Source organism: Idiomarina sp., assembly GCF_019431395.1.
Lineage (GTDB): Bacteria > Pseudomonadota > Gammaproteobacteria > Enterobacterales > Alteromonadaceae > Idiomarina.
This window is the reverse complement of record NZ_CP080268.1, coordinates 1773582-1798150: the sequence shown is the minus strand read 5'-3', so window position 1 is coordinate 1798150 and position 24569 is coordinate 1773582. Positions and strand designations below refer to the sequence as shown.

Here is a 24569-nt window from a genome sequence, read left to right as displayed (position 1 = left end):
CTGACCACGATTCGATTGCAATGTCAGGAGGCACTATGGGAAATAGCCGCAACAATTGGCCAAAACGGATTATTGATTCACACCTGCATATATACGATGAACAGTTTCCGTTGATTGAAAACCAAGGGCATATCCCAGAGCCTTTTTACATCGACGACTACCGCAAGTTAGTCACCGGCATGCCTGTCGAGGGCGGCGTTATCGTGTCGGGCTCGTTTCAGGGATTTGAGCAGCGTTACTTAAAAGCGGCGCTGGAAAATCTCGGTGATAACTTTGTCGGCGTAACTCAGTTACCCGGTAGTGTTAGCGATGAAAAAATTCAGCAGCTCAATGAGCACCGTATTCGTGGTGTACGAGTCAACCTAAAGCGTGGTGTTCACCGCGACATCGAAGGTATTGTCGACTTTGGTAAACGTATTTGGGATCTGGCTGGCTGGCACCTGGAAATTTATGTCGACAGTCGAGAGCTGGATGACATGGTGCCAACTTTGTTGAAGCTACCTAAACTTAGCGTCGATCACCTGGGTATGGCAAAGTCAGGTTTGTCACAAGTCCGCCGGCTGGCAGACGCTGGTGTGAAAATCAAAGCCAGTGGATTCGGACGTACCGAAGTTAATATTACCGACGCGATGAAGACCTTATACAAGGCTAATCCGGATTGCCTGATGTTTGGCACTGATTTACCGGGAACTCGCAGTAACCGGTCGTTTGAGCCCAGTGACATCGATACCATGGTGGCAGCGCTTGATGACGAACAAGCCGTTGATAAAGTTTTCTATCAAAATGCGCGAGAGTTTTATAAGCTACCTTAGTTAGTTTATTCACGAGACAAGCGTGGTATTGGGTGTACTCACTTTCTAATCATTCCAAGTATAACCGCTGGATGGCGATAGCTTTTGTCGCCATTGCGGTTATTGGTTTTAGCTTTGCTTTGTCACAATCAGCACAGCAAACAGTCGATAATCGTCAACTGCACCTGTTTGAAACCTGTGGGGCAATACAGTCAGAGATTCAACAGCTTTTCCCCAATGAAGAAGAAACCCAGACCCGGGTTAATAACCCAGAACTGTTCCAACAACAGTTAACACGCGTCTTGTCCAGCCAAGAAGGAATTGAGGGCGGTCTGTGGCATTTAGACAGTGGCTTTTTTGGTTATACCTTCCCGTCCTATCGCGGTAGCGATATAAAAAGAGACACGCCGGAAACAGAGCGCACCTTGCTGGCTGCACTCTCATTGCGTGCTATTGAACAAGGCGGGCTGGTTGAATCGGTACAGCGGGACAATAATATGGCAGTTCTTGCGGTTGCCTGCCCGATAACGACCCATGAGGGACTCAGTGCGTGGTTAATACAGCGCAGTAGTTTGGTGCCGACGGCCAGCACCATTACTAATGTCATTTTGTTCGCATTACTCGCCATCGGCGGGGTTGTTATGTATTTGAAGTCGCTAGCGTTTGAGCGGCGTTGGTATCTAGAGCGTGACAAATTAGTAAAGCAGGGGGATGACGAGACCCAACCTGTGCCTGTCACGTCGAATATTAACGAAGTACAACCGCTGTTAATGCTGTTGTATCAGGCGCGTCAAAAGAATATAAATTTAGAACAAACAATTGCTGCGCTGGAGGCTAAGTTAGCACGTACTTCTGACCTTTCGGCTGTGGCGCGTATTGCAGCCTCATTCGCCAAAGAACTGAGCAAACGGCTGGAGCAAACAAAAAACAACTTCCTGGCGTTATCGACAGAACAACAGCGTATTGACCAACTGAACCATGTTGCCGCTGAACTGGACCGGATTAACACCTTAGTTGTGTGCTACGAGAACTTAGATTTGGCGGCACCAAGTTCGCAGGGCTACGAACGTGAAAATCTGGCCGACTGGCTGGATCATATTGCCAATTACCATCAAGACCGCACGGCAAAAGATACCCAAACCATTACCGCGGTGTGCACAGAACAACTTGCGCTGCACAGCCATCTTTTACTAATACGGTTCGCGCTGGATACACTAATAGGCCACGCAGCCACCTTCGGCCCCGATCGCGGCGAGATATTGATAAAGGCTGGTAGCACCGATGATAAAACCATTACCGTTGAAGTCATCGATGAACATAACGGCTTATCCGCACAACAGGAACGGCGCGTATTCCGCGACGATGATGTTTTACCCGAAGCCTACGGCCAGGGGCTAAAACTGGTGCGCGACACGCTTGCGATCATTCACGCAACCGTGAGTTACGAATCTGATGGCGAAAACTCTCGATTTATCTTGCAGATACCCATGACAAGCGAGTAAAAAGTTCGTATAATTTGCGCCGCTTTATAGCAATCCTTCCGAATAAGGCCCCTTAGCTCAGTGGTCAGAGCAGTCGACTCATAATCGATTGGTCCGCAGTTCAAATCTGCGAGGGGCCACCACTCTTATCAATGACTTAGGTCATTTTGTGTTTTGCCGAATTCCGCTTGGGGTTACCTTAGGGTATACCTTAGCAATGGCCCTGTGTTTTACGCTGCACATGATTCAGATCGGCTCGCAGGCATGTTCTCAATAAAATACAGGATTGACGATAAACGCCAGTACTTTAAGCCACCGAGGGTACGGGCAGGCGGCACGAGGTTTGCTTGCTCGTAACGCCACCAGCTTGTTCTACTAACCGCCAGCATGTCCAGTACTTCGCAACTACGCAACATGCGCTCGGTTTGGTTATAACGTTTTAAAATCTCTGATCGATTTTCAGGGCTCGGTTCTTGGTACATCGTGTTTCTCCGTCGTTAAGATGAGCCCATTGTGTGTGAGTGACTTGCAAAAGTTAAGAAGTTAGAGAGGGGGTTTTGGTGGGCTCTAAAATTCGACTTTTAGGCCGGTTTTTTGCGTCAAAATATTATGATGTATTAGAAAAAAATGAGTATTTTAGCTAGCGGATGTTGGGATTCTTAAATAGAGTAGCCGCCGTCTTATTTACAGTAAAAAGCGACCGACTATGATTTTAAGTTTTGAAGTCACCCAGTCCAACGACTAGAAAGCACTTCCGCCTGTTTTAAAATCAACTCGACGGCTGCTGGTGCGCGGTCGGGTGGGTACTTGTATCGGCGCAAGGTTCTGCGTACAAGAATTCGAAGTTTTGCCCGGACACTTTCCCTGACTTGCCAGTCTACCGTGGTGGATTTTCGTAGTTTGTCCGTAATTTCGACGGCAATCTTCTTCAGTGTGTCGTCGCCCAGTTCGCGAACAGCGCTTTCGTTTTCGGCGAGGGCGTCGTAGAAGGCAATTTCATCGGGGTTTAGACCCAGGGCTTCGTCACGAGCCAGCTCTTCCTGAAATTGCTTGGCCATGGCGATGAGCTCTTCGATAACTTGAGCCGTTTCAATGCCGCGGTTGTTGTATTTTCGCAATGTCTCTTGCAGGCGCTCAGCGTACTTTTTCTCTTGTACCACGTTGTTACGTGTCTTGGCCTTAATATCGTCTTTAAGCAGCTTCTCAAGCAGCTCTACGGCAAAGTTTTTGTAAGGCATCTGCCGCACATCTTCCAAAAACTCCTCAGACAATAGACCGATGTTGGGCTTGTCCAGCCCGCACATGGCAAAGACATCGGACACACCTTCCGCTCGAACGGCATTGTCTAAAATCTGCTTCAACGCTGAGTTTTTTTCTTCCTGCGTGAGCTTTTTATCGACACTGGTGAACTTAGTAATGGCGGTTTTTACCGACGTCAAGAACGCCACTTCTTTTTGATATTTCTGCGCTTCGTCCAGCGTGCTGCACAATGAAAATGCCTTATTCATGGCTAGCACTGTGTCCAGAAAGCGTTTCTTGCCATCTTCCAGACTGAGTACATAGTTCGCCGTTGCCAGCAGCAATTGGTTTGGGTCGTCTTCGTAGCTCTTACCGTTATGATTGGTGTAATCAAAACCGTCCGTGTTCGGACCTTTGGCAAACATGCCATGAATGACATCCAGCTTTTCCAGGAGCAGTGCAAAAGCTTCCTCGGCGCTGTGTGTCGGTTGCCCTTTACCTTGCGAATCGGTGTAGGTTTTCAGCGCTTGTTTCAGCTCGTTAGCAATACCGATGTAATCAACCACCAAGCCACCGGGTTTGTTCTTAAACACGCGGTTTACCCGGGCAATGGCCTGCATCAGGTTGTGCCCTTTCATTGGCTTGTCGACATACATTGTATGGCAACAAGGCGCATCGAATCCGGTCAGCCACATATCCCGCACGATAACCAGCTTCAGCGGATCGTTGATGTCTTTAAAGCGCTTTTCCAGTCGCTTCTTGGTTTGCTTATTGTAGATGTGTGGCTGCAACAACGGCTTATCTGATGCAGAGCCGGTCATGACGATTTTGATCGCGCCTTTTTCAGGATCCGGGTCGTGCCAGTCAGGGCGTAACTTCACAATTTCGTTGTACAGATGCGCACAAATATCGCGGCTCATCGCCACAATCATGGCTTTACCTTCAATGCTTTTTGCGCGGGTTTCGTAGTGGTTAATCAGGTCTTCTGCTACTTGCGCTAAACGAGGACCAGAGCCAACCAGTTTTTCCAGACGGCTCCATTCGCTTTTGGTTTTCTCACGGGCACCGACGTCTTCTTCGTCTTCGACCACCTCATCGACCTGATCAGAGAGCTCTTCGATAACGTCCTGGTTGATGTCCAACTTGGCAAGGCGTGATTCGTAATAAATGGGGACCGTAGCGCCATCGTCCACCGCGTCCTGAATGTCATAAATAGACACATAGCTACCGAAAACGGCGCGGGTGTCTTTATCTTCACTGGCAATGGGTGTGCCGGTAAAACCAATGAAAGAGGCATTGGGCAACGCGTCACGCATGTGCTTTGCGTAGCCAAACTTATATTTTCCGTCCTTCTTCAACGTAGCTTTTAAACCGTATTGGCTACGGTGTGCCTCGTCCGAAATCACAACAATGTTGTGGCGGTCGTTTAAAATGGGGTGGCCGTTTTCATCTTCCAGTAGCGCAAACTTTTGTACCGTGGTGAAAATAATTCCGCCGGACTCGCGCTCGGCTAACAACTGTCGAAGTTTGTCCCGATTATCTGCCTGCACCGGCTCTTGTTTGAGTAAATCCTTAGCGGCACTGAAGGTTGCAAACAACTGACCGTCTAAGTCATTGCGGTCGGTAACGACAATGAGGGTGGGGTTATTCATTTGCGGTTGTTGCAGTAGTTTTCCGGCGTAACAACACATAGAAATGCTTTTGCCTGAGCCTTGTGTGTGCCAGACAACACCGGCTTTTTTACTGCCGGGAACTACTTCATCCGCGTAGGTTGCGCGCTTCTCTGCAACTTCATCCAGATTTTGCTGCTCTGCTGCAACAACGGTGGCACGAACCGCTTCGCGCACAGCATGAAACTGGTGGTAGCCTGCTATTTTCTTAATGAGGTTGTCGGCGTCATTTTCGAAAATAACAAAATAGCGGATGTAATCTAGCAACAGTTCGCGCTTAAAAAAGCCGCGAACCATGGTTTCCATTCGCCATTCCAGCAAAGGTTTGTCGTCTTCGTGGTTGACGGTGCGCCAGGGCATAAAGCGCTCTTGATTAGCGGTTAACGAGCCGACTCTGGCATTGTAGCCGTCACTGATAACCAAGGCTTCGTTGTAGGCAAATAAGTCTGGGATCTCGTCTTTATAGGTTTGTATCTGGTTAAAGGCGTCCCAAATACTGACGTTTTCGGCGCTCGGGCTTTTAAGCTCGATAACAGCGACGGGTAAGCCATTAATAAAACAGATAATGTCCGGCCGGCGCAGCTGCTTTGAACCTTCAATGGTAAATTGATTAATGGCCCGGAAGCGATTGGCGTCCAAGTCGCCAAAGTCCATCAGAAACGCGCGGTCATGAATGACTTTATCCTGTTTTTTGTATTCAACCGGCACGCCGTCAATAAGCAAGCGATGAAACTCACGGTTATTAACAACACAGTCCAGACTGTCGGGCTTGCGGACAACCGCAACAACTTGCTCGATGGCGCTTTCGGGTAGGTGAGGATTAATGCGGCGTAAAGCGGCTTCAAGATCAGCGAACAACAGAATTTGCTTATAATCGACCCGTTCTGGATAGGGTCCGTCATGGGCAATGTCAGGGCCATGGGCAACTTCCCAGCCATCCTCGGCAAACCATTCCAGGCATTGTTGTTCTAACTGGTCTTCGGTCATTCCATTAGTCCTTTAATTGTACTTTGCCTAAATTACCTTAAAGTAATTGACAGGTAAAACATCTTGTTTATACTAACCCGTAATACGCCCGGCGCCTCTTCGCAACTTTGTTGTGTACGCGTCGGCTCTCATTTCAGGCCCCACACTGGCCAAGACTCCCAGTTATCAACCACCCCAAACTCGCTAATTTTTATTGCGTTATTTTCCGGTTCGGGGAAGCTTTCAACAATAGTGTCAAATCGCTTATTCCATGTCGAATTAGGACTTATTACTGCGAGTAATTTTTGCATAAGGCAAAAGTAGAAGAATGGGCGTGAGTTATTTATCTTTTGCCAATGTTCGTAATGAGGAACGGGAGCTCGCTCGAGAACGTTGATGTTCCAAAGCCTACTGTGGTGAGCGCAAACATTACGTATAAAGTTTAAACTTCTTAACCATTTACTAAAATCATGGCCACTGGGAGCACCATACTTCTCAGCTATTTTATCTTGATGCTGTACCTTCATGCCTGAGTAAAGCATCGACATCATGCCGAAGTCCCACACTTCAATAGCAACCCAAATTGGTATTCCTTCATAGTTCTTTTTGTAGTGTTCAATAAATGGCTCTCGTCTAGCTCGCCATATGGCTCTTTCGTACTTTTCTAACCAGACTTGGTGCTCCGTTTTACCTTTTGCAGGCCCTTTCTTTTTAGCCTGTTTACTAAAGCGGCCATGCAAGCATTTTGGGTTCTCATGCGCATAACAGTCTATTTCGCCTAGTAAGTGAGCAATGTCGACTCGTACTGCCATTTCTATTCGTTCTAAGGCATCTAGCGCATGAAGCCGGAGTCGCTTATCGAAAATATATAAATCAACAATATCCCGAAAGTGCGAGCCATTAATAAACTCATCATAACGGATAGGTATATCCAATTCTTGGTTGAAGTGCGTTGATATTTTGCGAAAGGGGTACCAATACCCACTTAGCCGGTAGTAACCCAGCTTTTCCAAGTAACTTCTTGCTATTTCAGGTTCATCAATTGTCATACCACGGTCGGTTAGCAATTCTAACTGCTGACCTAATGATATCCAGGGTTTTTGTTGCCGAGGCATATTAATTATCTCTTGAGTTCATTATATCCAATGACTGCTTCAACGCGCTTTTACTAACCATCCGGAATTTCCGGATGGTTGATTGCGAGTGTTCATAATTACCGAATGTCCTGATTATCTGCGGGGGACTTAGCCAATCGCTCCAGCAGAGTCAGCATAGCATCTTTTGGCCATAGCACCGTCTTTTGACCTTTTACTGAGCGTGGCGTGTCGGCGAGCCAGGCGCCGGCGTTATAGCCGGTCATGTCGGCTATATTCAGCCGGTCGTAATAAAGCTGATGTTCAAACTCGTCTTTCATGCGGTTCAGCGTGCCCTGAACGGAGCGGCTACAGTCGCTATCAACTTGCAGTGGGCGAAGGTATTTATCGGCCGTTTCAAGGTGAACCTCATTAGCGCCGCATTTAAGCAGGGTATTCATAAAGGCATCGACAAAGCGGACGTTCAGCTCAGTGAAATCCGGCTTAGTCAGCGCCGGCAACACCAGCGGGAAACGTGTGCTGTCATGCGCCATTAATATGCAGTTTCTGCGTTGCAGCGTAACCAGGTGACCATGCCATCCGCTCAAAGGGTTGATATCAAGACTGGGCTTTTCATACAGCCACTTGCTCATTGGTGTAACCGGTAATGTACCCTCGCTGGTGAGGGTTAATTTTTCGAAAAGTTTACGGGTGGCGTGGAGTTTTAGCATGCTTTTACTTGTTCCAGGCACTTTTAATTAAACGACCAGTTTGATTATAAATACCAACTTGCTCAATGTAGTGATGAAAATCACTGTTCTCAGCAACAATCCTATTTGCTGACTTCCAGTCTACAGATGGTCTTTCTCGTGCTGGAATTAAGATCTGGCTATCTTCAACATCGCTATTTAACCCTGTTGCAACGAGGTAACCATAGTGTGCCCAGCTAGAATTTGAGACAGCCTGAAAGAAATATTTTCTGACGTTACCTTTAGTAAGATGTTTCTTGACCTCAAAAGACCATAATCGTACTGAACTGTCACTACCGCTTCTTACACAGCTTCTGACTATATCTTCCCAGCCCATGTCGATAGTTTCTAGAGCTACAATATCCGGGTGCAGCCAATGATTTCCGCCGCTTCCGTGAGTGTTTTTTGACTTCTTTTCGTCAATACGTTGTGAATCGAACCGGTAAATTCGGAGGCGTATTTGTTTGAGTCATGCTGCCTCATCTTCTGCTAGTTGTCGATAATAGTTATCTTCATACTCAGCAGGTGGAATATCTCCGATGGGACTCAACAGGCGCTTATTGTTGAACCAGTCGACCCAATCGAGTGTTGCCAGTTCGACTTGCTCGAGCCCTCGCCAGGGTCCGTCTTTGTAGATGACTTCCGCCTTATACAGGCCGTTAATCGTCTCGGCTAACGCGTTATCATACGAGTCGCCGACGCTGCCAACTGACGCACTAAAACCCGCTTCAGACAGTCGCTCTGAGTAGCGAATAGACACATACTGGCTACCGCGGTCACTGTGATGAATAACACCTTTCGGTTTTCCTCGTGACCATAATGCTTGCTCTAAGGCGTCCAGAATTAACGGTGTCTGCATCGACTTCATCACACGCCAGCCAACAATCTTGCGCGAGAAAACATCGGTGAAAAAGGCCACATACACAAACCCTGACCAGGTCGCGACGTAGGTAATATCAGCGACCCACAGTTGATTCGGGCGCTGTGCAGTAAACTCACGATTGACCAAATCTAATGGTTTATCCGCACTGTCATCGGGAATAGTCGTGACACAGCCGCGACCTCGGCGCACACCACGAAGGCCCTGAACGGCCATCAGTCTGGCGACCGTGCAACGGGCAACCGTAAAGCCTTCTCACATCATCTGTTTCCACACTTTTCTGACGCCATAGCAGCTGTGGTTTTCCTGCCATACGCGCAGAATTTCTGGTTTTAGTGCTTCATCCTGATGAAAACGCTGGCAGCGACGCTCAGGCTCCGCTTCAAGTGACTTGCAGCGATAATACGTTGATGGTGCAATCTTCAAGACCCGACAGATTGGCTCGACACCATACAACGCCCGGTGAGCATCAATAAACCGGACTATTTCTTCGGTTTGCGGTCGAGCTCCGCCTGTGCAAAAAATGCAGCAGCTTTCTTCAGGATCTCGTTAGCTTGCTTGAGCTCTTTGTTCTCCCGCTCGAGCTCTTTCATTCTGGCTGCGGCATCACTGGTGACCCCTGGCTTCTTGCCTGAGTCGACCTCCATTTTGTTGACCCAGGACCTTAAGGTCTCTGGAGTACAACCAATTTTGGATGCAATAGATACCAAAGCAGCCCATCGCGACGAGTGCTCATGCTCTGATGTCAAAACCATGCGAACAGCACGTTCGCGGACTTCCGGTGAATAGGTGATTCTTTTGTTCATTGGCTAATTCTCTCAAGATTATTAGCCTCCGACAAACCCGGTTTGATTCATTGGCAGTATAAGTTGTACTCTTTATTAAGAAACTCAATTAACAGTGGGTACAAGTCACTTTCGCTAATTCCAGGGGCAGTAAGCGGAGTGTCTATGTTGAATTCATCTGATTCATCCTCAAGTTCCGTCGCGGACTCATTTTGGTCGGGATAAGGCTCCCAGTAATAGACTCGAGGACGAGGTTTATCTCTCGTGGCTACATTAGGACACTGATTTTTAGCTGCAATCGTGCGTTCGCCCCCGATCTCAGCTGCTAATTGCGCGATTAATTTTTCTTCAGTGTTATAACGAGGATTTAGTTGCTTTTCTGCTATTTCTGCAGGGTAGCGTTCTATAAAAAGCTTAGCCAACTCACGAGCGGTAAACTTAGCGTTAGGAAAGGCTTTTAACGTTTCTATAATCATTTCTACGCGCGTCGCCATTAGAGTATTTCCTCCGAATCAGCGGGGCTATTAATTATGGGTAAGCGGATTAAATGGTTGATCTTACCTTTGCATGAGAGTGAGACAGACAGGCATCTCATCGGATTATCTGGTTGATGCTTCACCTACTGCTGGTGCATGTTTCCTTCGCTAATTCCAGCAAGAACCCCACACGCCTCAACTTCCCGGTCATCGTTGCAACTCGCTCTCAGTGAAACGAGTTGTTTCTCAAGCGCTTGCAGAGCGGTTATCTGCGACCGCACATGAGAGATGTGATCATCGAGCAAGGCGTTGACGGCGGTACAAGGCTGATGAGGGTCGTCCTGATAGCTCTGTAGTTCGTGAATCTCAGCCAGTGACAGGCCCAGGATTCTGCAGCGACGGATGAAGGCCAGCCCCTCACCATGCTTCTCGGTATAGACACGGTAACCGTTGTCCTGCCGATCAGGCGGCGGCAACAAGCCCTGCTGTTCATAGAAGCGGATCGTCTGTGTTTCGACCCCTACCAACTGCGCCAACTGACCAATGCGCATCAGCCTCCTCCCCAACGGATTCTTTACTCTATTGACCTTATAGTAGCTTTATAGTTTAAAATGGTACCACAACATTGTTCAAGTGGAGTCGTATCATGAGCAAATCCTGTGGTGGCGCCTGTGGCGGTGATGCAACGTCCGCAGCGGATACCGATATACAGGCCTCCTCCGAGGCGCCAGGGAGATGGGTCAGTGTTTATGCCGTGCCGAAGATGGACTGTCCATCAGAAGAACGAATGATTCGCCTGGCCCTGAACGGCTTTGAGGAGATTCGGGCGCTGTCCTTCGACTTGTCGAACCGCCGGCTGAAGGTCGTGCATGACGGCGAGGTCGAGCCCGTCACCTCGAAACTGAAGACCTTGGGGCTAGGCGCCTCGCTTCAGGAAACCGTCGCTGCAAATCCGGAGACCATCAAGGCCGCCGAGTTTTCGGCAGCTTCTGCTAAGCAAGAATCCGGGACCCTGCGCTGGTTGCTCGGCATCAATGCACTTCTGTTCGTGGTGGAAATGACTGCCGGTCTGATCGCCCAGTCCACCGGCCTGATTGGAGAATCCCTGGACAATTTTGCCGATGCGGCGGTGTACGGGCTTGCCCTTTATGCGGTTGGACATAGCGTGAAAATGCAGGTACGTGCCGCGCATCTTGCTGGTGTACTGCAACTGATCTTGGCTGTGGGCGTGCTCGTAGAGGTGGTGAGACGCTTTGTATTCGGTAGTGAGCCTGAATCGCTGGTGATGATGGCTATCGCATTCGTCGCATTGATTGCCAATACCAGTTGTCTGCTGCTCATATCCAAACATCGGGAAGGCGGGGCGCACATGAAGGCAAGCTGGATATTCTCGGCCAACGACGTGGTGATCAACCTGGGGGTCATCACCGCCGGCGCCCTGGTCGTGTGGACCGGTTCCAATTATCCGGATCTAATTATCGGCACCATCGCGGGGCTCGTCGTGCTTAACGGTGCCAGGCGCATTCTGGCGCTCAAGGGTTAAATAATGCTCATTATTGGCAAAAAGCTCTCGCCGTATGCCCTATTGTCCATATCGGGCCTGCTGGCAGCGTCTGATCAGGCTGTAAAGTGGCTGGTGCAGCAATCAATGGCCTATGGCGAGTATGTTTCGGTGACCCCGTTCTTTAACTGGGTGCACCTATGGAACACCGGTGCCGCATTCAGTCTTTTTGCGAATGGTGGAGGCTGGCAGCGCTACTTTTTTATCGGAATCGCGGTAGTGGTCTCGATTTTTCTGATCAAGCTGATCCTTGAAAATCGTCATAAAGGAGAAGCCATCGCTTACAGTCTTATCCTCGGTGGCGCCATGGGCAACCTGATTGACCGGGTCTTTCGCGGCTATGTTGTGGATTCCTTTGATTTCTATTGGCGAGACTGGCATTGGCCGGCCTTCAACCTGGCTGATATTGCAATTGTCCTCGGTGCCTTACTTTTCGTTTCCAGCAGCTTGTTGGGTAAAAAAGCAAACACCAATGCCGAGTCGGATGGATCTGACTGACACTGCGGCTGCATGAGTACGTGGAGAAGGAATCCTTCAACCACCCCTACACCTTTGTGGCGGCACAGACCGGCCTGGACGAGAAGACGGTGCGCGACATCTTCAACGCCCGCGCCGAGTTCCTGGGGCGCTGGCACCGCTTCGAGACGCCCCGCATCCTGGGCATTGACGAGCTATACCTGAACAAGCGCTACCGCTGCATTCTGACCAACATTGAGGAGCGAACCCTGCTCGACCTGCTGGCCACCCGCCGCCAGAACGTGGTGACCAACTACCTGATGAAGCTGAAAGACTGGCAGAAGGTCGAGATCGTCAGCATGGACATGTGGAACCCCTACCGGGCAGCGGTCAAGGCTGTGCTGCCCCAGGCCCGTATCGTGGTCGATAAGTTCCATGTGGTGCGCATGGCCAACGATGCCCTAGAGAGAGTGCGCAAGGGCCTCAGAAAGGAGCTGAAACCGTCCCAGAGCCGGACTCTCAAGGGAGACCGGACAATCCTGCTGAAACGCGCTCACGAAGTCTCAGACCGGGAGCGCCTCATCATGGAGACCTGGACAGGCGCATTCCCGCAACTGCTGGCCGCCTACGAGCACAAGGAGCGCTTCTACGGCATCTGGAATGCTACCACACGGCCCCAGGCAGAAGCCGCCCTGGACGAATGGATAGCCACCATCCCGAAGGGCCAGAAGGAAGTCTGGAGCGATCTGGTCAGGGCGGTGTGTAACTGGCGCGAAGAGATCATGATCTACTTCGAGACGGATATTCCCGTCACCAACGCTTACACGGAGTCCCTCAACCGATTGGCCAAGGACAAGAACCGTGAAGGGCGTGGTTATTCCTTTGAGGTGATGCGGGCACGAATGCTCTACACCACGAAGCACAAGAAGAAGGCACCGACTGCGAAGGTCTCTCCTTTCTACAAGAAAACCATCGGTTACGGACTGCCGGACTTCGCAGAGGAACTCAACTACGGAGTCGATCTATCAACCATCTGAGGGTGGTATCAGATTGATGGGGTGAAGGTGCCCCATCAACCATTAAATCCGTATACCCTTAATTATAAGTTCTCCGGACAAAAGCTTTGGAAGTAACGTATCTCGCGTCTGTTTTAAAGTTTGTGACTCTTTGCTCTTCGTAAAAATGGTTTTATCCAGACTTCCAGCATAACTCTCGAACGCTCCAACTAATTGTGCACAAGGCTTTATGACGGATAATGCTTTTAAGTTTTTTTGGTTAATCGAGCCAAATACAGTGCCTTCAGAGTCATAAGACGCCAACTCTTTGCCAAGCTGTTTAACTGAATAATAAGTAAATGAAGAGCTTTGTGATTTATGCCTTAGGGCAGCTAAACCTCGTCCAATACAACAATCGGTCAGTGCTATATTGGAGTCTCCAACGGGTGCGCGAACACTAAGCAGAGTATCTCCCTTGTTTGCCATGCGTTTTGGTGCAGTACAGTAAACTCTTTCACTTGGAAAACGTTTTCCAAAGTCTCTACGGCCTTGAAAAAATGGAATCCCTTCACTCTCCTCGTTGTAGGTGCTACCAGGTGGTGACTGACCCATTGTTACACCAAACTCCTCTCCAACTGTTGATGCTGACCACCCCCTCGGAATCTCGCCCAGTTCGCTGTCGTGCATGGCTGCGGGGAAGAGTTCGGCGGTGGTACGGAGTTGGTTGTAGTAGTCCGGGTTTTCGGTTTGGAGCTGAGTTAGTTGAGCTTTGTCTTTGCCGGATATGGCTTGCATGGCGGCGAGTAGGGCATCTTCTTGGCTGCCGCCGGCTGCTAGTGCGTTTATTTTGGCTTTAACGGGCTCGAAATCGACAAACCAGCTTTTGAAGATGGCTTGGGCGATTTGTTCTAGGGTTTGGTTTGTTTGGTTGTTAATCTGAATTTTATTATCAATAGACTTGAGTATTTTGGCTATTTTTGTCTGTTCTTGTTTTGGTGGAATTGGAAGTAAAACTTTTCTCAATTCACTTTGCTTAATGCCTTTTACGGTTGAGCCTGAGGCACGAGCCTCTAGCTGTCCTTGGACATAAGGCCCTTGCATGACATAGCGTAGATAATCACTCTCTAAAATCTCTTTTGCGCCTCTAAGCGTCACTATCCGCTGTGCGAGAGCAACGTTACAATCTTCCAGTTGGGCGACTTCTCCTAGTGGAGCCTCGGTTGTTACTACAACATCGCCAACCTGGGGCAGCCCACGAACCATCCATTCGTCGTAATCTTCTTCAGCGATAAATTCGGAAACGGGCAATATTTTTCCATTTTTTACGATTTTAGCCGTAATTAAAGGAATGCCCGTATCTGTTTTCTTGGGGGTCTTCCCTCTGTAGTCAATAAGCGCATCTAAAGCCTCGGCTAGCGGCAGCAATTGCCAATGTGTCGGGAAACTCCTACAGCCCATACCCAAGCCCTCCAAGATTGCGCTTAATCTCGGCTTCTAGTTGCTCGCTTTCGGCAAACTGCTCGCTTAGTTGTGCGGTTAGGCGTGCCATCTTTTCGTTGAAGGGTTCGCCGTCGTCTTCTTGTTCTTTTGCGCCAACGTAGCGGCCTGGGGTAAGCACAAAATCGTGCTTTTTAATGTCGTCTAAGTTAACGGATTTGCAGAAGCCGGCGATGTCTTCGTAGCCTTCACCTTGTTGCCACTGGTGGAACGTGTCGGCAACTTTAGCAATGTCGTCGTTAGTAAAGTCGCGTAATATCCGGTCTTTCATGTAGCCAAGTTCGCGTGCGTCAATAAACAAGAATTCGCCGCGGCGGTCGCGCTTTTTCTCGTTACGAACCATGCCATTGGCTTTGTCCTTGGTGAAGAACCAGATACACGCCGGTATTTGGGTATTGGTAAATAGCTGACCGGGTAGGGCGACCATACATTCCACTAAATCTTCTTCAATGAGCCGCTTGCGAATTTCGCCTTCGTTGTTGGTGTTCGAGCTCATGGAGCCATTAGCCAGCAAAATACCCATGCTGCCGGTTGGTGCAAGGTGATGCAGCATATGTTGTACCCAGGCAAAGTTGGCGTTGCCTTTAGGTGGCGTGCCGTATTTCCAGCGCACATCATCGGCCAACGACTCGTTCCACCAGTCTTTTACGTTGAACGGTGGGTTCGCCATGACAAAGTCGGCACGAAGGTCGGCGTGTTGATCGTTTAAAAAGCTGTCGGCGTTTTTCTTACCAAAATTAAAGTCGATACCGCGTATGGCCATGTTCATAGCGGCTAAACGCCAAGTGGTCGGGTTGGACTCCTGGCCGTAAACTGAAATATGCTTTCGCTGCTCGGAAGCTTCGTAATGCTGCTCTTTGGCGTGCTCTTCAATGAACTTGTCGCTGGACACAAAAAAACCACCAGAGCCCATAGCAGGGTCATACACACGACCGGAATAGGGCTGCAACATTTCGACAATCAGCGTCACGATGCTTTTTGGCGTGTAGTACTGGCCGCCTTGCTTGCCTTCAGCGAGTGCGAACTGACCCAGGAAATATTCGTAAACGTGGCCGAGAATGTCCTTGCTTTGTAAGTTAAGGCGCTCACCACCGAGCTCTGGTTTGGTGAATGAGGTGTCCGAGAAGGTGTTAATAAGACCAATGAGCTTCTCGTTTTCTAACTGATATTGGCTGATGCGATTAAGAATGCCTTTGAGCTTGCTGTTACTTTTCTCGATTTCTTCTAAGGCGTTGTCGATAAGCCAGGACACCGAGCGCAATTTCACGTCGTTACCGGCATCGTCCTGCCACAAAACGCTACCAATGGGCAGAACGGCTTTTTCTTTTAATGTGCTCCAGCGGGCCGCTTTGGGCACCCAAAACACGTTGGCTTCACGGTAATAATCGAGCACTTCCAGCTCTTCGGCTAAGGCTTCTTGGTACTCTTCGTCACTGTCGAAGTCATCGCGCGGCAGGTAGTAAAGGTTGTTTTCGTCGTCGGTTTTGAAAAGCTCAAGTAATTGCTCCTGACGCTCTTCAAAGGCGTCTGATACGTACTTTAAGAAAATAAGCCCCAGCACGACGTGTTTATAGTTGGCGGCATCTAAATTCGCACGCAGTTTATCGGCAGCTTTCCAGAGTTTGTCATCGAGTTGTTTTAAGAATTTTTGCTCGGTGTTGTCCATGTTTTACGGCATCCTTTTAAATGAATTTTAGCGGGCGGGCGAATTGTTTTCGTAGCCCGGCGCTATCGCTAAATTACTGGTGTTCATTAAACTTGTGCGGTTACGCAACCACAATTGATATTCGGGACCTTTTAAGGCCGCGTCTTCGGTGCAATCGACATTCCAGCGACGTAATAAATAACCGGCCATGGCAGCACGAACATCGACGGTTAATAAACCGTTTTTCATGTCCCCTCCGTTGCAATAATCCATCTCAATAGCTTTGGGGAATTTAACGTTGTTGGGGTGAGGAGCCAATTGCAAAGAAATCATGCGTTGCCATTCGGTATCGGAATTACTGTCTTCACCAAATTCGTAATTACCAATGAGCTTCACATTACTAATTCGGGTTAACACAAAATCGCGAAAACTTTCGGTTTTTCGATCAAACGCGCGAATGTGCCAGCGCATGCCATTATCAACAATTGAGTGCGGTACAATTTCTCGTTTTCCGGAGCCGCTGCTGAGCGAGGTGTAATTAATTTCGAGAGCGCGTTCATTAAGTATGGCTTGCACGGTTTTTGCCACAACAAAAATGTCCGGAACGTTCAAGCTGGAAGGTGCTTCAACCGGAAAATGTAAATCGCCAATGGCGTCGAAACCATCGGAAATGTCATTCGCTAATTTAATTAAACTGCGTTTGGCGTCATGGTCGAAAAGCGGTTTAAATTCGCTGGTCTGGAAGTAACGTTTTTGCTTAACGTCGTATTCAAGATTTTGCGGTGCTAATTCTTTGTAGAGATTAAAGTCACGGGAGCCTGCCGATAACCCAACTTCGAATCGTTTAATTAAGTCCTGGCGGTAAATCGAGCCTTTAAACAGCAAACAAAAATCGATGTACGCTAAGCGCTGTTTTTGCGAAAAGGCGAGTTTTTCCAGCATCATCCATGGCCACTTTGTATCGTTATTTTCGGCCTAGTGTGGTTCATTTTGGTGTGCATGTAAAGTGGTTAGGTGGTAGAGCCTAAGAATGTATCAGGGCGGGGATTTGTATAACAGAGTGGTGACAGAAGCTGGATTTCGAAAACATCCGCTGACATCAACGTGTCCAAAAACAGGATCAGTCACCACTTTGTTGTACAGAAGGTCGCTTTGGCAATTTGCGGTAACCAGGTGTTTTGCCACCACATACTAGGTTCCGTACAACAGATAGTATTTATTAAGAAATACCGTTAACGTGAGCATTGCTTTGCGGCGCTTAAGCAAGGGTGATTTTCACGCGGGAGGGTTGAAATGGATGTTAACTCGGTTGTCAACAGAGGTGTCTTACTGGTGGGGATGCCAGATGAACTTCTGTTCAAATCGGGATGGTTTAAAAGTTTCGGCGATTTGGTGATGCAGTTTCTGCGAACGCAAAATAAAGATGGTGCTGGGGCAATTACTTCTGATCTGCAATTATTTAAATTGCTTAGCTCGAATCGAGAATCGGTAACGTCGGAAAAATTTAAAACGTTGAGTTTGAAGTATGCGCCGGAACTTGAAAGTACGTGGATTGATTCTGAAACGCCCGACGAAAAGGAAACTCCGGGTGCCTGGTGGCTTTTAGAAATTGTTCTGAATATATTTTTATCGAAACAGCCAGCGCTGCAGTTTGAAAAACTTAATGAATTTTTAGCCGATGAGAAAAATGCGGTTGCGGTTTATCTGCAACAAAAAGATTCGCGTAGCGTTTTGTCTTATATCGAAAAATGGATTGGTGGCGATTGGGAAAGCAGCGCTGAATTCGAAACCAGAAAAATACTTTTGTGGCTCGGCTTTTTCGAAAAGTTTCTTCGTGTAACCACGGCAGGTTTTGATAAACGCTTTCCAGAGCCAGCCATGATGAAAATGTTTTTGCCTATTACCGAAAGCGATGAATTGATATTGAGTAATGAGCGATATGTATCAGCGATAAAACAAAAGTGGGTTGGCACTGCAGGCAGTTGGGTTTCGTTTTATGAAAAAATAACGGAAGCGAAATACACTTTTTATTCGAAAGAAGGTGATGACCCGAAAGCTGCTGTCGAAAAATCAGTAAAAAGAATTCGCGCCGGTACGACTCGGTTAAAAAAAACTATGCGAGTAACTTCCGCGTTCTGGATACCGAATTAAGACAAGCCCCCATGCAGTCGGTTGAGCTGATTGCACTGTTCTGTGAAGTGATGACGAAAAAGCAAGTGGCGATGCTCAATGACAATGGCACGCCCACGGATATTGAAAAAGTGTTTGCCGTTTATTCCAGAATTTATGAGCAATTCACTGACTGATTCAGCGAATTTTTAAAATTCCATTCAGATGTCCTCCTCATCGGCGAGCTGCCGTGGAAACATCCTCTTTGCTGTTTTAGCAAATTAACTAACTTAAGACTTAGAGGATAGAATAATGGCCAGAACATCAAACGATGACCGTTCAGATTCAATGAACCCAAATAACGACGCCTACTGGGATAGCTTGGACAATCATGCTAATCAGTTGAACCCGAATCACGACGAGTATGGTGGAGGCTGGGAAGCCGAGGAAGAGGATTAGTTAGCGTTAGCTGTTTCATTCAAACATTCTTGCGGGCTAGCGGGATGTTAGTCCGCAACTTTAAAGGTCGTGGCTAATTGAAAACACCGCGCTCCAGGCGATGGATAAGAGAGACCACTTGCTGAAACTCGAAGAATGAGTTCAGGTTTTCAATAGGCGCGCGCCTACCAAGACCATGACAAGGTTTTTTAAGCCAATTAATGGCCTTGCATGGATCGCCCTGAAAAAGCGCTTCAGAGGCCTCTATGGCTTCAATTAACGCATAAATACGGTTGCTTTCTAGCCTGGTAAAGCGTCTGTGTTTTCTTCTCTGGACTTTTTTCCGGTCAGGAAGATTAAGCGCATTCAAGATTTCGGTTTCTGACAGCTCCGTTTCGTGCGCAAGGGAAGCGACGACCTCAAAAGTGAAACCTTGCACAATAGCATCGCCCATTGCCGGGTAGTCTTCAGGTAGCCCTAGCTTTTCCTTTAAAGTCAGCTTTAAAGGCTGTTGCGCAGTCTTGGGGATGTAGTGTTCGTGGTGCATTGGAGTGCCTCACAGTGAAAGCTCACTCAGAGCCTTTCTTCTTGCTTTGAATATAGGTAATAAGCAAGTGAATACCCAGCATCACGACCGGCATCACCGCTACCCAAATTAATAATGACTCGTCGCCCATCAAATACTCCAACCAAGTTACCAAGTACTTAGAATAGCATTTTCTGTTGGATTTACAGCCACTATGGGGTCGAGAACTCGGATGCGTGTGGCAGAGAAACAAAAAAGCCACCGGTGATGGTGGCTGGTACCAAAATGCAGAAGGTTGATTAGTTTGAGGAGCAGCCAGTGCGACTAGTGTCAATGACAAGGTCACCCTCAATTTTGTATTGCACGTAGCCGAAAAGGAAAGCGAATGCTTCCGAATCCGCAGTCACGTCCGTTAAAGCAACGGCGCATGGGTTAGTTTCGATAGCACGGTCGGCTGCCTCTTTTACGCTTGGAACGCCGAGTGGAAATAAGACAACATATTTTTTGTCAATTCCTTCAACTCGTTCACCCTTTACGAATTGTCCGCTGTTAAGATCGACATTTTTAGTCGAAGCCAACGTAAAGTCAGCGATTCGTTGCGCGCAGCCTGTTGTCATCAGAGTAGCCAGCACTGCGGTAGCTAAAGCTAATTTTTTCATGCAAAGTCCTTATAAAATTAAATCCATGAGGTTGAAAATAACTCATTCTAATATGACATTCGTCAGGTTTGCTTAGTATGTACTTTGATTAGTTTACTGTCAATCAAGCATTGATCTTGGTCGCTAATCCCAGATAAACAATTTGTTCAACCAATGTCGTTCTCTCTTAATTCATCCCAAATGGCTTCGTAGGGTACGGCGGTGCCATTCGCACACCTGTAATTAGCCAACGGGATTATTGCAGACATGTAATTCTGAAACGCTTTTTCTAATTGCTCCTCGTTTGAGAAGTTATGAGATAAATTCTCCAAGGCTTCTTTAAAATTTCTAAGTGCCTGTTCTTTGGTTATTAAGTTTGCCATACCGATTGCCTTACTTGCTTTTCGAGACCGAATTGCCTCAATACTCCAAGTTAGACACTCTTATAGTCCACTAGTAACAAAAAACCATTTATGATTGGCGTTTTCCTCTACTGAAGCAATTTTTAATTTAAAGCCGCGAAAAAACAGGAAAAAGGTGAAGCCTTAGCATATCCCCCTGACGAACAAGCTAATAATCTGGCTGGATAAGTCGGCGCTATAGGTCAGCACACAGTCACTTCTCGGCAAAGCCCGGCTTCTCTCAACTACTTGTGATGTCGCGCGACCGCCATGACGGGATCCTGTACAGCATGGTTGAAACCGTCAAGGTCAACGGCCTGATGGCGGTTGACTGTCTCATGCTGTTGTTCGAGCAACAGCCGCTGGTGAATAAAGATGATGACCTCGACTCGCTGGTGTCCTGGATCATCAACGTCGACTTATCAGGTCAACAAAATTGACCCACAACAGCCTGTTCCGATATGCATAAATTGGTGGTCAGATTAAACCATGAACGCATGGCTGGGTGTTACCGAGATCATCTAAATGACAATCATTTGGGCTGGTTGTATGGTTTATGCGACGTCTACTAAAAAAAGCCACCGGTGACGGTTGCTAGGAAGTATCGCTTAGCATGACATTGCGGCTCCGATTGCCAAGTGTGAGAGGCTAGCGATTTGAGCATATTAACAGAGCAAAATGGTAAGCGGAAGAGAGGGAATCTTATGGTTCTATTTTGTTGGTTAGACCTAGAATGATTCTGCGTTTAGAAAACTATTGGAAAATCGCAATGGGAAATCAACTGATTGATAGTGAAACAACTACACAATTCACTAAGTCTAATATACCATCTGTCAGGTTTATGTGATTTATACAATTAAAAAGCTTGACTGTTATAACTCGCGACTAGCATTCACTCTTGAGAGTTTTAGCAGCCAGGAGGGAATATGAACGGTAGCGAAGGGATTGTCGATAAAGGCCTTAGCGTGAACCTATATATTGAATCGCTGTTGAGCCAGCGCGAACTATCAGAACCAAGCGGCGCGCCTTTATTTACCTATCAGTTAAATGCCAATGCCTATTCTAGATTACGGTCATTGTTACAAGCCCGTTTGCCATGTTCAGCTTCCTTCAAGAACCCACTTTGGTGCGCATCATTTTGTTTATTTGGTGCTGAGTGGTATCGGCGTGAATATCAGTCAGGTTGGTCGTGGTCTGGAATTTTTGATGCATTAGGTTTTGAGCTGGAGCCTAGTCAGCGAGCTGATGTTGTTATTAAAGGTCTTGCCTACTGGAAACGTAATGTTAATCGTTATGCGAGTAATCGCAATGATTACCTCGGTTCATTGTTTAGTGAAGGGGGCTTACCGTTCTCTTTACTGGCGGCAGAAGGTGGGCGATTTCAGGCTCTTTTCAAACGATTACTGGTAGAATTTGACAGAGCTAAATCGTTTGGGCTGTCACCATTAGCACTGATTGAAAAGCAATTAAGCAGTATGCCTGATGCATTTCAGTCAGAGAGTACTGTCACGTTGTTGCATGATATGGTTGGAAATCTATATGCTCTAATAGATACCTACAGCTTGGAGCAAAAGAATAACCCTGCTGAATACTTAGATTCAGTTACAAAAAGTTGGCGAGCAAGCTTTCCCATTCCTTTAGACATTGAGACGGGGGATAAATTCCTAGCTGGTCTGCTGAATTCAGCTGCAGCTCGACGCAAAGTAAAAAAGAATGAACAGACTCGACTCCAGCTCGCCCAAAGGCTCAGAAACACAAATGAAATCTCGTTTTCTGCAAATATTGAGGTTAGTAAACGTTTTACTATTCCGTTGACCCGAAAGGACTTAACTGCACCAATTGTTGAAGTACTGGTGTTTGAAGGAAATACTCAGATAGCTGACTTTGGTATGGCGAGAGCCGAAATCTGTGAAAGCGGCATTAAACTTCACATGCGCAAAACAGAAGTTTCTTTTGGACGTAACGATTATGAAGCGCCGCTTTCGGTTGTGATAATGCAGGCGGGGAGAGTGAGTTATGTTGAAGAAATTCCAAATTCCTCTCTACCGTTAAATGATATGCCCGTGCTTTTAAAGCAAGGAAATGAAGGGCTTTTGGTAGTCGGGTGCGGTAGTGCTAGTCACAAAGCAGAAAAGTTATCACTGTTGATTCCTGATGACGCAGAGATTGATAAAGGAAGAGCGATACTGCTCAATAGCCAACACAGGGGGGCCTATCTACAGCTGTCATTCTCAGGTGAACTCGTTATTAATTATTCTAGTGCTGGGGGCGGAGATAGCTATTTAGTATCTAATCAAGAAGATAGCTATAACAAAGCCAGCCTCGAAATAAACGGCGAGCAAATTGAATTCCCAAGTTACGGGGGTTACCCGGTATATAAAGGAATACCTAAGATTGCGTGTCATCATCCTAACAGTCGAATATTTATCGGTGATAATGACCTAGATAGTAGGACCAACCCGTCAGAGTTTTTTGGCAGACAAGTGTTGAGAGTTAAAGCCCAAGGTAAAACGCTTTATCGTAAAAAGATCGCCATTTTGCCCCAAGATTTTGAGATCAACTTAAGCCCAGGGACGAGACCCAATTGGGGCTGTGTTCTCATTACCAGCGAGAACGCATTTATCTATAAAGTAGATACAGACATCCAAACTAAAACCTGCGCTGAACAAAAAACCAAGAAAATTGAACTCCATGCGAAAAGCGTCCCGCCGGCTCATATAAACTTAAATATACAAGCAAACCTATTGGCTGATCCTATTTCGCTAGTACTACCGTTTCCTAGTCGTGGCGCTCTTGTGTTTGATGCCAACGGGAATGAACTACCACGTCACTGTGCGATTAGTGATCTGCTGGGTGCTCGAGCATTGCTATTCAGGGCTCCTAATAAAAAAAGCACCGAGTTTGATATTGAGCTAAAGGCGCCAACATCTGCTCGAGGTAATCCAGCCTATCTATTCCACTATGATGTCCAAAAAAGTGTGGGAGAAGTCAGTCTCTTTGAATTGCGCGAGAAAACTAAAGAGCTGCTAGCCACAGCTCAAAATCATGAGCTTGATGAAGTGGTAAGGATGGTTATAAGTAGCTCAGGCTTTGGATTCAAGCAATATACAGTGGGGTGGAATGCGGTTTCTGGTAAGTTAGATGGCAACTCGATTGTATTCAGTAGCCAAGAAGTAAAAGACTTTTCGGATCTGAAAATTGAATTGATTAATCTTACCGATCTCAATGAAAAACCGGATATATTGACTCAACGCTTATCGCAAGGTTCACCGATAGGCGTATTTGAGTTGCCCTTGCATCGAGCGACGCCAAAACTGGCTGTGCCGCAGAAAGCTTCGACAGTCTCGTTTCGAGCTGTATTTATTCCTCCTACTGAGGCGACAGCACTCAATAGCGAGGTTAGATCGATTGAGAAAGCTGCGCAAACATTTCATCCTGTGCATAACTCAGCGGTTTTTACTCCAGTTCTGGATGATATGACGAAAGAAATTGAACACTCAGGCTGGCGCTACGTTGATAAATTACTAGAAAGTTACGCACATTTGCCGATGGCCACCTTTGAGTTGTGGAAAGTACTTTCGAAGCATACCGGCTGCCTGGCTACGCTGCCATTTGCGACTAGGGCAAGTGTCGAAAAAGTTTTAGAGGCGTTACAAACAGAATTCAATGTTGTTTGGGAGCTTATTCCTTTGAGTCAATGGAATGAAGGTCGCAGCCGGTATAGGGCTTACTTGGAAAAACTGGGGTTCCCTGAGCCGCTTGTTAACAAGTATTTACAGGATAAGGATGAAGCCATTACCGAGTTTATGTCATTGCCTGAACTTTTCTCAGTGAATAGTAAAAACAAGGAAGTGTACCCCATTCTAATAAATACATGGAAGGATGACTTGCTAAGGCATAATCCCATTGAGGAGAGGCGTTGGCCTCAGCATTATGAGGAGGAGATTAGAAAGAGTGTTCTTAGCAATTTTTCTGATTTAGCTCTATTTGAAATCCCTCATGAGTTCAAGACTGCTGTTATGTATTTTCCTATCGTTGCAGCTGCAGTAGTGTCAGATAAAGCCAGCTGGGAAGACTTGCTAGGTGTGGGCAACGTAAATTACTTTTTGTTACGTCAGTTAATGGATTTTGATCGAGATTGGTTTAATCCGGTATTTCAATGTGCCCTAAGTTTTTTTAAGGAGTAACGATAA

The 24569-nt window shown here is 47.2% G+C and carries 22 protein-coding genes, 1 tRNA gene, 2 pseudogenes and 1 other annotated feature; of the genes and pseudogenes, 11 read left to right on the top strand and 14 right to left on the bottom strand.

Annotated elements, in window-relative coordinates:
* The first annotated feature begins 35 nt into the window (after positions 1-35).
* From KZ771_RS08720 to KZ771_RS08710, 3 genes are all read left to right on the top strand, one after another.
* A complete protein-coding gene (locus tag KZ771_RS08720) occupies positions 36-812 on the top strand; it encodes an amidohydrolase family protein (RefSeq protein ID WP_290652971.1) in 777 nt (258 codons plus the stop codon).
* A 71-nt stretch (positions 813-883) separates the two neighbouring features.
* Positions 884-2293 (top strand): hypothetical protein, encoded by a 1410-nt coding sequence (locus KZ771_RS08715; RefSeq protein WP_290652969.1) that lies wholly within the window; start codon positions 884-886, stop codon positions 2291-2293.
* Positions 2294-2339: 46 nt separating this feature from the next.
* A tRNA-Ile gene (locus tag KZ771_RS08710) sits at positions 2340-2415 on the top strand.
* An 87-nt stretch (positions 2416-2502) separates the two neighbouring features.
* Here KZ771_RS08710 and KZ771_RS08705 read toward each other — a convergent pair.
* The 8 genes and pseudogenes from KZ771_RS08705 to cadR form a co-directional block, all read right to left on the bottom strand.
* Positions 2503-2754, bottom strand: a complete 252-nt coding sequence (locus KZ771_RS08705) for a hypothetical protein (protein ID WP_133539899.1) — start codon at positions 2752-2754, stop codon at positions 2503-2505.
* Between the two features lie 243 nt (positions 2755-2997).
* Complete coding sequence (locus KZ771_RS08700; protein ID WP_290652965.1) at positions 2998-6168, bottom strand: type I restriction endonuclease subunit R; 3171 nt, start codon at positions 6166-6168, stop codon at positions 2998-3000.
* Positions 6169-6296: 128 nt separating this feature from the next.
* On the bottom strand, positions 6297-7262 hold the full coding sequence (locus KZ771_RS08695; protein WP_053954624.1) for an Abi family protein: 966 nt from the start codon (positions 7260-7262) through the stop codon (positions 6297-6299).
* A gap of 98 nt (positions 7263-7360) precedes the next feature.
* On the bottom strand, positions 7361-7951 hold the full coding sequence (locus KZ771_RS08690; RefSeq protein WP_290652963.1) for a hypothetical protein: 591 nt from the start codon (positions 7949-7951) through the stop codon (positions 7361-7363).
* A 4-nt stretch (positions 7952-7955) separates the two neighbouring features.
* Positions 7956-8306, bottom strand: a complete 351-nt coding sequence (locus KZ771_RS08685; RefSeq protein ID WP_290572884.1) for a hypothetical protein — start codon at positions 8304-8306, stop codon at positions 7956-7958.
* Positions 8307-8438: 132 nt separating this feature from the next.
* A pseudogene (locus tag KZ771_RS08680) lies at positions 8439-9655 on the bottom strand (IS3 family transposase).
* Positions 9261-9377, bottom strand: a sequence feature (AL1L pseudoknot). (Overlaps the previous pseudogene by 117 nt.)
* Before the next feature lie 47 nt (positions 9656-9702).
* Positions 9703-10128 (bottom strand): hypothetical protein, encoded by a 426-nt coding sequence (locus KZ771_RS08675; RefSeq protein ID WP_290652961.1) that lies wholly within the window; start codon positions 10126-10128, stop codon positions 9703-9705.
* Positions 10129-10253: 125 nt separating this feature from the next.
* Positions 10254-10661 (bottom strand): Cd(II)/Pb(II)-responsive transcriptional regulator, encoded by a 408-nt coding sequence (gene cadR / locus KZ771_RS08670; protein ID WP_004364961.1) that lies wholly within the window; start codon positions 10659-10661, stop codon positions 10254-10256.
* A 95-nt stretch (positions 10662-10756) separates the two neighbouring features.
* Here cadR and KZ771_RS08665 point away from each other — a divergent pair, with 95 nt between their 5' ends.
* From KZ771_RS08665 to KZ771_RS08655, 3 genes and pseudogenes are all read left to right on the top strand, one after another.
* A complete protein-coding gene (locus KZ771_RS08665) occupies positions 10757-11653 on the top strand; it encodes a cation transporter (RefSeq protein ID WP_253506366.1) in 897 nt (298 codons plus the stop codon).
* 3 nt (positions 11654-11656) lie between these two features.
* Positions 11657-12169, top strand: coding sequence for a signal peptidase II (gene lspA / locus KZ771_RS08660; RefSeq protein ID WP_003821921.1), 513 nt, complete (start codon positions 11657-11659; stop codon positions 12167-12169).
* Positions 12166-13164: pseudogene (locus KZ771_RS08655) on the top strand (ISL3 family transposase); the annotation flags it as partial. The gene lspA and the pseudogene KZ771_RS08655, both read left to right, overlap by 4 nt.
* 42 nt (positions 13165-13206) lie before the next feature.
* Here the strand turns inward: KZ771_RS08655 and KZ771_RS08650 are convergent.
* The 3 genes from KZ771_RS08650 to KZ771_RS08640 are packed head-to-tail and all read right to left on the bottom strand — an operon-like array spanning position 13207 to position 17206.
* Positions 13207-14595 carry a restriction endonuclease subunit S gene (locus tag KZ771_RS08650; RefSeq protein ID WP_290652947.1) on the bottom strand — a complete coding sequence of 463 codons (1389 nt, stop codon included), beginning with the start codon at positions 14593-14595 and terminating at the stop codon, positions 13207-13209.
* Entirely contained in the window at positions 14570-16285 is a 1716-nt protein-coding gene (locus KZ771_RS08645) for a class I SAM-dependent DNA methyltransferase (RefSeq protein ID WP_290652945.1), read from the bottom strand. The genes KZ771_RS08650 and KZ771_RS08645 overlap by 26 nt, the downstream gene beginning before the upstream one ends.
* Before the next feature lie 27 nt (positions 16286-16312).
* On the bottom strand, positions 16313-17206 hold the full coding sequence (locus KZ771_RS08640; protein ID WP_290654832.1) for a WYL domain-containing protein: 894 nt from the start codon (positions 17204-17206) through the stop codon (positions 16313-16315).
* A 351-nt stretch (positions 17207-17557) separates the two neighbouring features.
* On the opposite strand from KZ771_RS08640, the gene KZ771_RS08635 reads away from it, so the two are divergent.
* The 3 genes from KZ771_RS08635 (at position 17558) to KZ771_RS08625 (ending at position 18832) form a co-directional block, all read left to right on the top strand.
* Complete coding sequence (locus KZ771_RS08635; RefSeq protein ID WP_290652943.1) at positions 17558-18415, top strand: hypothetical protein; 858 nt, start codon at positions 17558-17560, stop codon at positions 18413-18415.
* An 11-nt stretch (positions 18416-18426) separates the two neighbouring features.
* Complete coding sequence (locus KZ771_RS08630) at positions 18427-18570, top strand: hypothetical protein (RefSeq protein WP_290652942.1); 144 nt, start codon at positions 18427-18429, stop codon at positions 18568-18570.
* A 115-nt stretch (positions 18571-18685) separates the two neighbouring features.
* The gene (locus KZ771_RS08625) at positions 18686-18832 is read left to right on the top strand and encodes a hypothetical protein (protein WP_290652940.1); all 147 of its coding nucleotides are present in this window, start codon (positions 18686-18688) and stop codon (positions 18830-18832) included.
* A 73-nt stretch (positions 18833-18905) separates the two neighbouring features.
* Here the strand turns inward: KZ771_RS08625 and KZ771_RS08620 are convergent, their stop codons facing one another.
* The 3 genes from KZ771_RS08620 to KZ771_RS08610 form a co-directional block, all read right to left on the bottom strand.
* Positions 18906-19358 carry an antitoxin Xre/MbcA/ParS toxin-binding domain-containing protein gene (locus KZ771_RS08620; protein WP_290652938.1) on the bottom strand — a complete coding sequence of 151 codons (453 nt, stop codon included), beginning with the start codon at positions 19356-19358 and terminating at the stop codon, positions 18906-18908.
* A 278-nt stretch (positions 19359-19636) separates the two neighbouring features.
* Entirely contained in the window at positions 19637-19996 is a 360-nt protein-coding gene (locus tag KZ771_RS08615; RefSeq protein WP_290652936.1) for a hypothetical protein, read from the bottom strand.
* A gap of 146 nt (positions 19997-20142) precedes the next feature.
* Positions 20143-20358, bottom strand: a complete 216-nt coding sequence (locus KZ771_RS08610; RefSeq protein ID WP_290652934.1) for a hypothetical protein — start codon at positions 20356-20358, stop codon at positions 20143-20145.
* Between the two features lie 308 nt (positions 20359-20666).
* On the opposite strand from KZ771_RS08610, the gene KZ771_RS08605 reads away from it, so the two are divergent.
* Complete coding sequence (locus KZ771_RS08605; RefSeq protein WP_290652933.1) at positions 20667-20816, top strand: hypothetical protein; 150 nt, start codon at positions 20667-20669, stop codon at positions 20814-20816.
* Positions 20817-21302: 486 nt separating this feature from the next.
* Positions 21303-24563 carry an STY4851/ECs_5259 family protein gene (locus tag KZ771_RS08600; protein WP_290652931.1) on the top strand — a complete coding sequence of 1087 codons (3261 nt, stop codon included), beginning with the start codon at positions 21303-21305 and terminating at the stop codon, positions 24561-24563.
* Positions 24564-24569 lie beyond the last annotated feature (6 nt).

What these genes read in the sequence shown, in the direction of transcription:
- KZ771_RS08720 (WP_290652971.1), top strand. Translation starts at nt 36, where the DNA reads ATGGGAAATAGCCGCAACAATTGGCCAAAACGGATTATTGATTCACAC.
- KZ771_RS08715 (WP_290652969.1), top strand. Translation starts at nt 884, where the DNA reads ATGGCGATAGCTTTTGTCGCCATTGCGGTTATTGGTTTTAGCTTTGCT.
- KZ771_RS08705 (WP_133539899.1), bottom strand. Translation starts at nt 2,754, where the DNA reads ATGTACCAAGAACCGAGCCCTGAAAATCGATCAGAGATTTTAAAACGT.
- KZ771_RS08700 (WP_290652965.1), bottom strand. Translation starts at nt 6,168, where the DNA reads ATGACCGAAGACCAGTTAGAACAACAATGCCTGGAATGGTTTGCCGAG.
- KZ771_RS08695 (WP_053954624.1), bottom strand. Translation starts at nt 7,262, where the DNA reads ATGCCTCGGCAACAAAAACCCTGGATATCATTAGGTCAGCAGTTAGAA.
- KZ771_RS08690 (WP_290652963.1), bottom strand. Translation starts at nt 7,951, where the DNA reads ATGCTAAAACTCCACGCCACCCGTAAACTTTTCGAAAAATTAACCCTC.
- KZ771_RS08685 (WP_290572884.1), bottom strand. Translation starts at nt 8,306, where the DNA reads ATGGGCTGGGAAGATATAGTCAGAAGCTGTGTAAGAAGCGGTAGTGAC.
- KZ771_RS08675 (WP_290652961.1), bottom strand. Translation starts at nt 10,128, where the DNA reads ATGGCGACGCGCGTAGAAATGATTATAGAAACGTTAAAAGCCTTTCCT.
- cadR (WP_004364961.1), bottom strand. Translation starts at nt 10,661, where the DNA reads ATGCGCATTGGTCAGTTGGCGCAGTTGGTAGGGGTCGAAACACAGACG.
- KZ771_RS08665 (WP_253506366.1), top strand. Translation starts at nt 10,757, where the DNA reads ATGAGCAAATCCTGTGGTGGCGCCTGTGGCGGTGATGCAACGTCCGCA.
- lspA (WP_003821921.1), top strand. Translation starts at nt 11,657, where the DNA reads ATGCTCATTATTGGCAAAAAGCTCTCGCCGTATGCCCTATTGTCCATA.
- KZ771_RS08645 (WP_290652945.1), bottom strand. Translation starts at nt 16,285, where the DNA reads ATGGACAACACCGAGCAAAAATTCTTAAAACAACTCGATGACAAACTC.
- KZ771_RS08640 (WP_290654832.1), bottom strand. Translation starts at nt 17,206, where the DNA reads ATGCTGGAAAAACTCGCCTTTTCGCAAAAACAGCGCTTAGCGTACATC.
- KZ771_RS08635 (WP_290652943.1), top strand. Translation starts at nt 17,558, where the DNA reads ATGGATGTTAACTCGGTTGTCAACAGAGGTGTCTTACTGGTGGGGATG.
- KZ771_RS08630 (WP_290652942.1), top strand. Translation starts at nt 18,427, where the DNA reads ATGCAGTCGGTTGAGCTGATTGCACTGTTCTGTGAAGTGATGACGAAA.
- KZ771_RS08625 (WP_290652940.1), top strand. Translation starts at nt 18,686, where the DNA reads ATGGCCAGAACATCAAACGATGACCGTTCAGATTCAATGAACCCAAAT.
- KZ771_RS08620 (WP_290652938.1), bottom strand. Translation starts at nt 19,358, where the DNA reads ATGCACCACGAACACTACATCCCCAAGACTGCGCAACAGCCTTTAAAG.
- KZ771_RS08615 (WP_290652936.1), bottom strand. Translation starts at nt 19,996, where the DNA reads ATGAAAAAATTAGCTTTAGCTACCGCAGTGCTGGCTACTCTGATGACA.
- KZ771_RS08610 (WP_290652934.1), bottom strand. Translation starts at nt 20,358, where the DNA reads ATGGCAAACTTAATAACCAAAGAACAGGCACTTAGAAATTTTAAAGAA.
- KZ771_RS08605 (WP_290652933.1), top strand. Translation starts at nt 20,667, where the DNA reads ATGGTTGAAACCGTCAAGGTCAACGGCCTGATGGCGGTTGACTGTCTC.
- KZ771_RS08600 (WP_290652931.1), top strand. Translation starts at nt 21,303, where the DNA reads ATGAACGGTAGCGAAGGGATTGTCGATAAAGGCCTTAGCGTGAACCTA.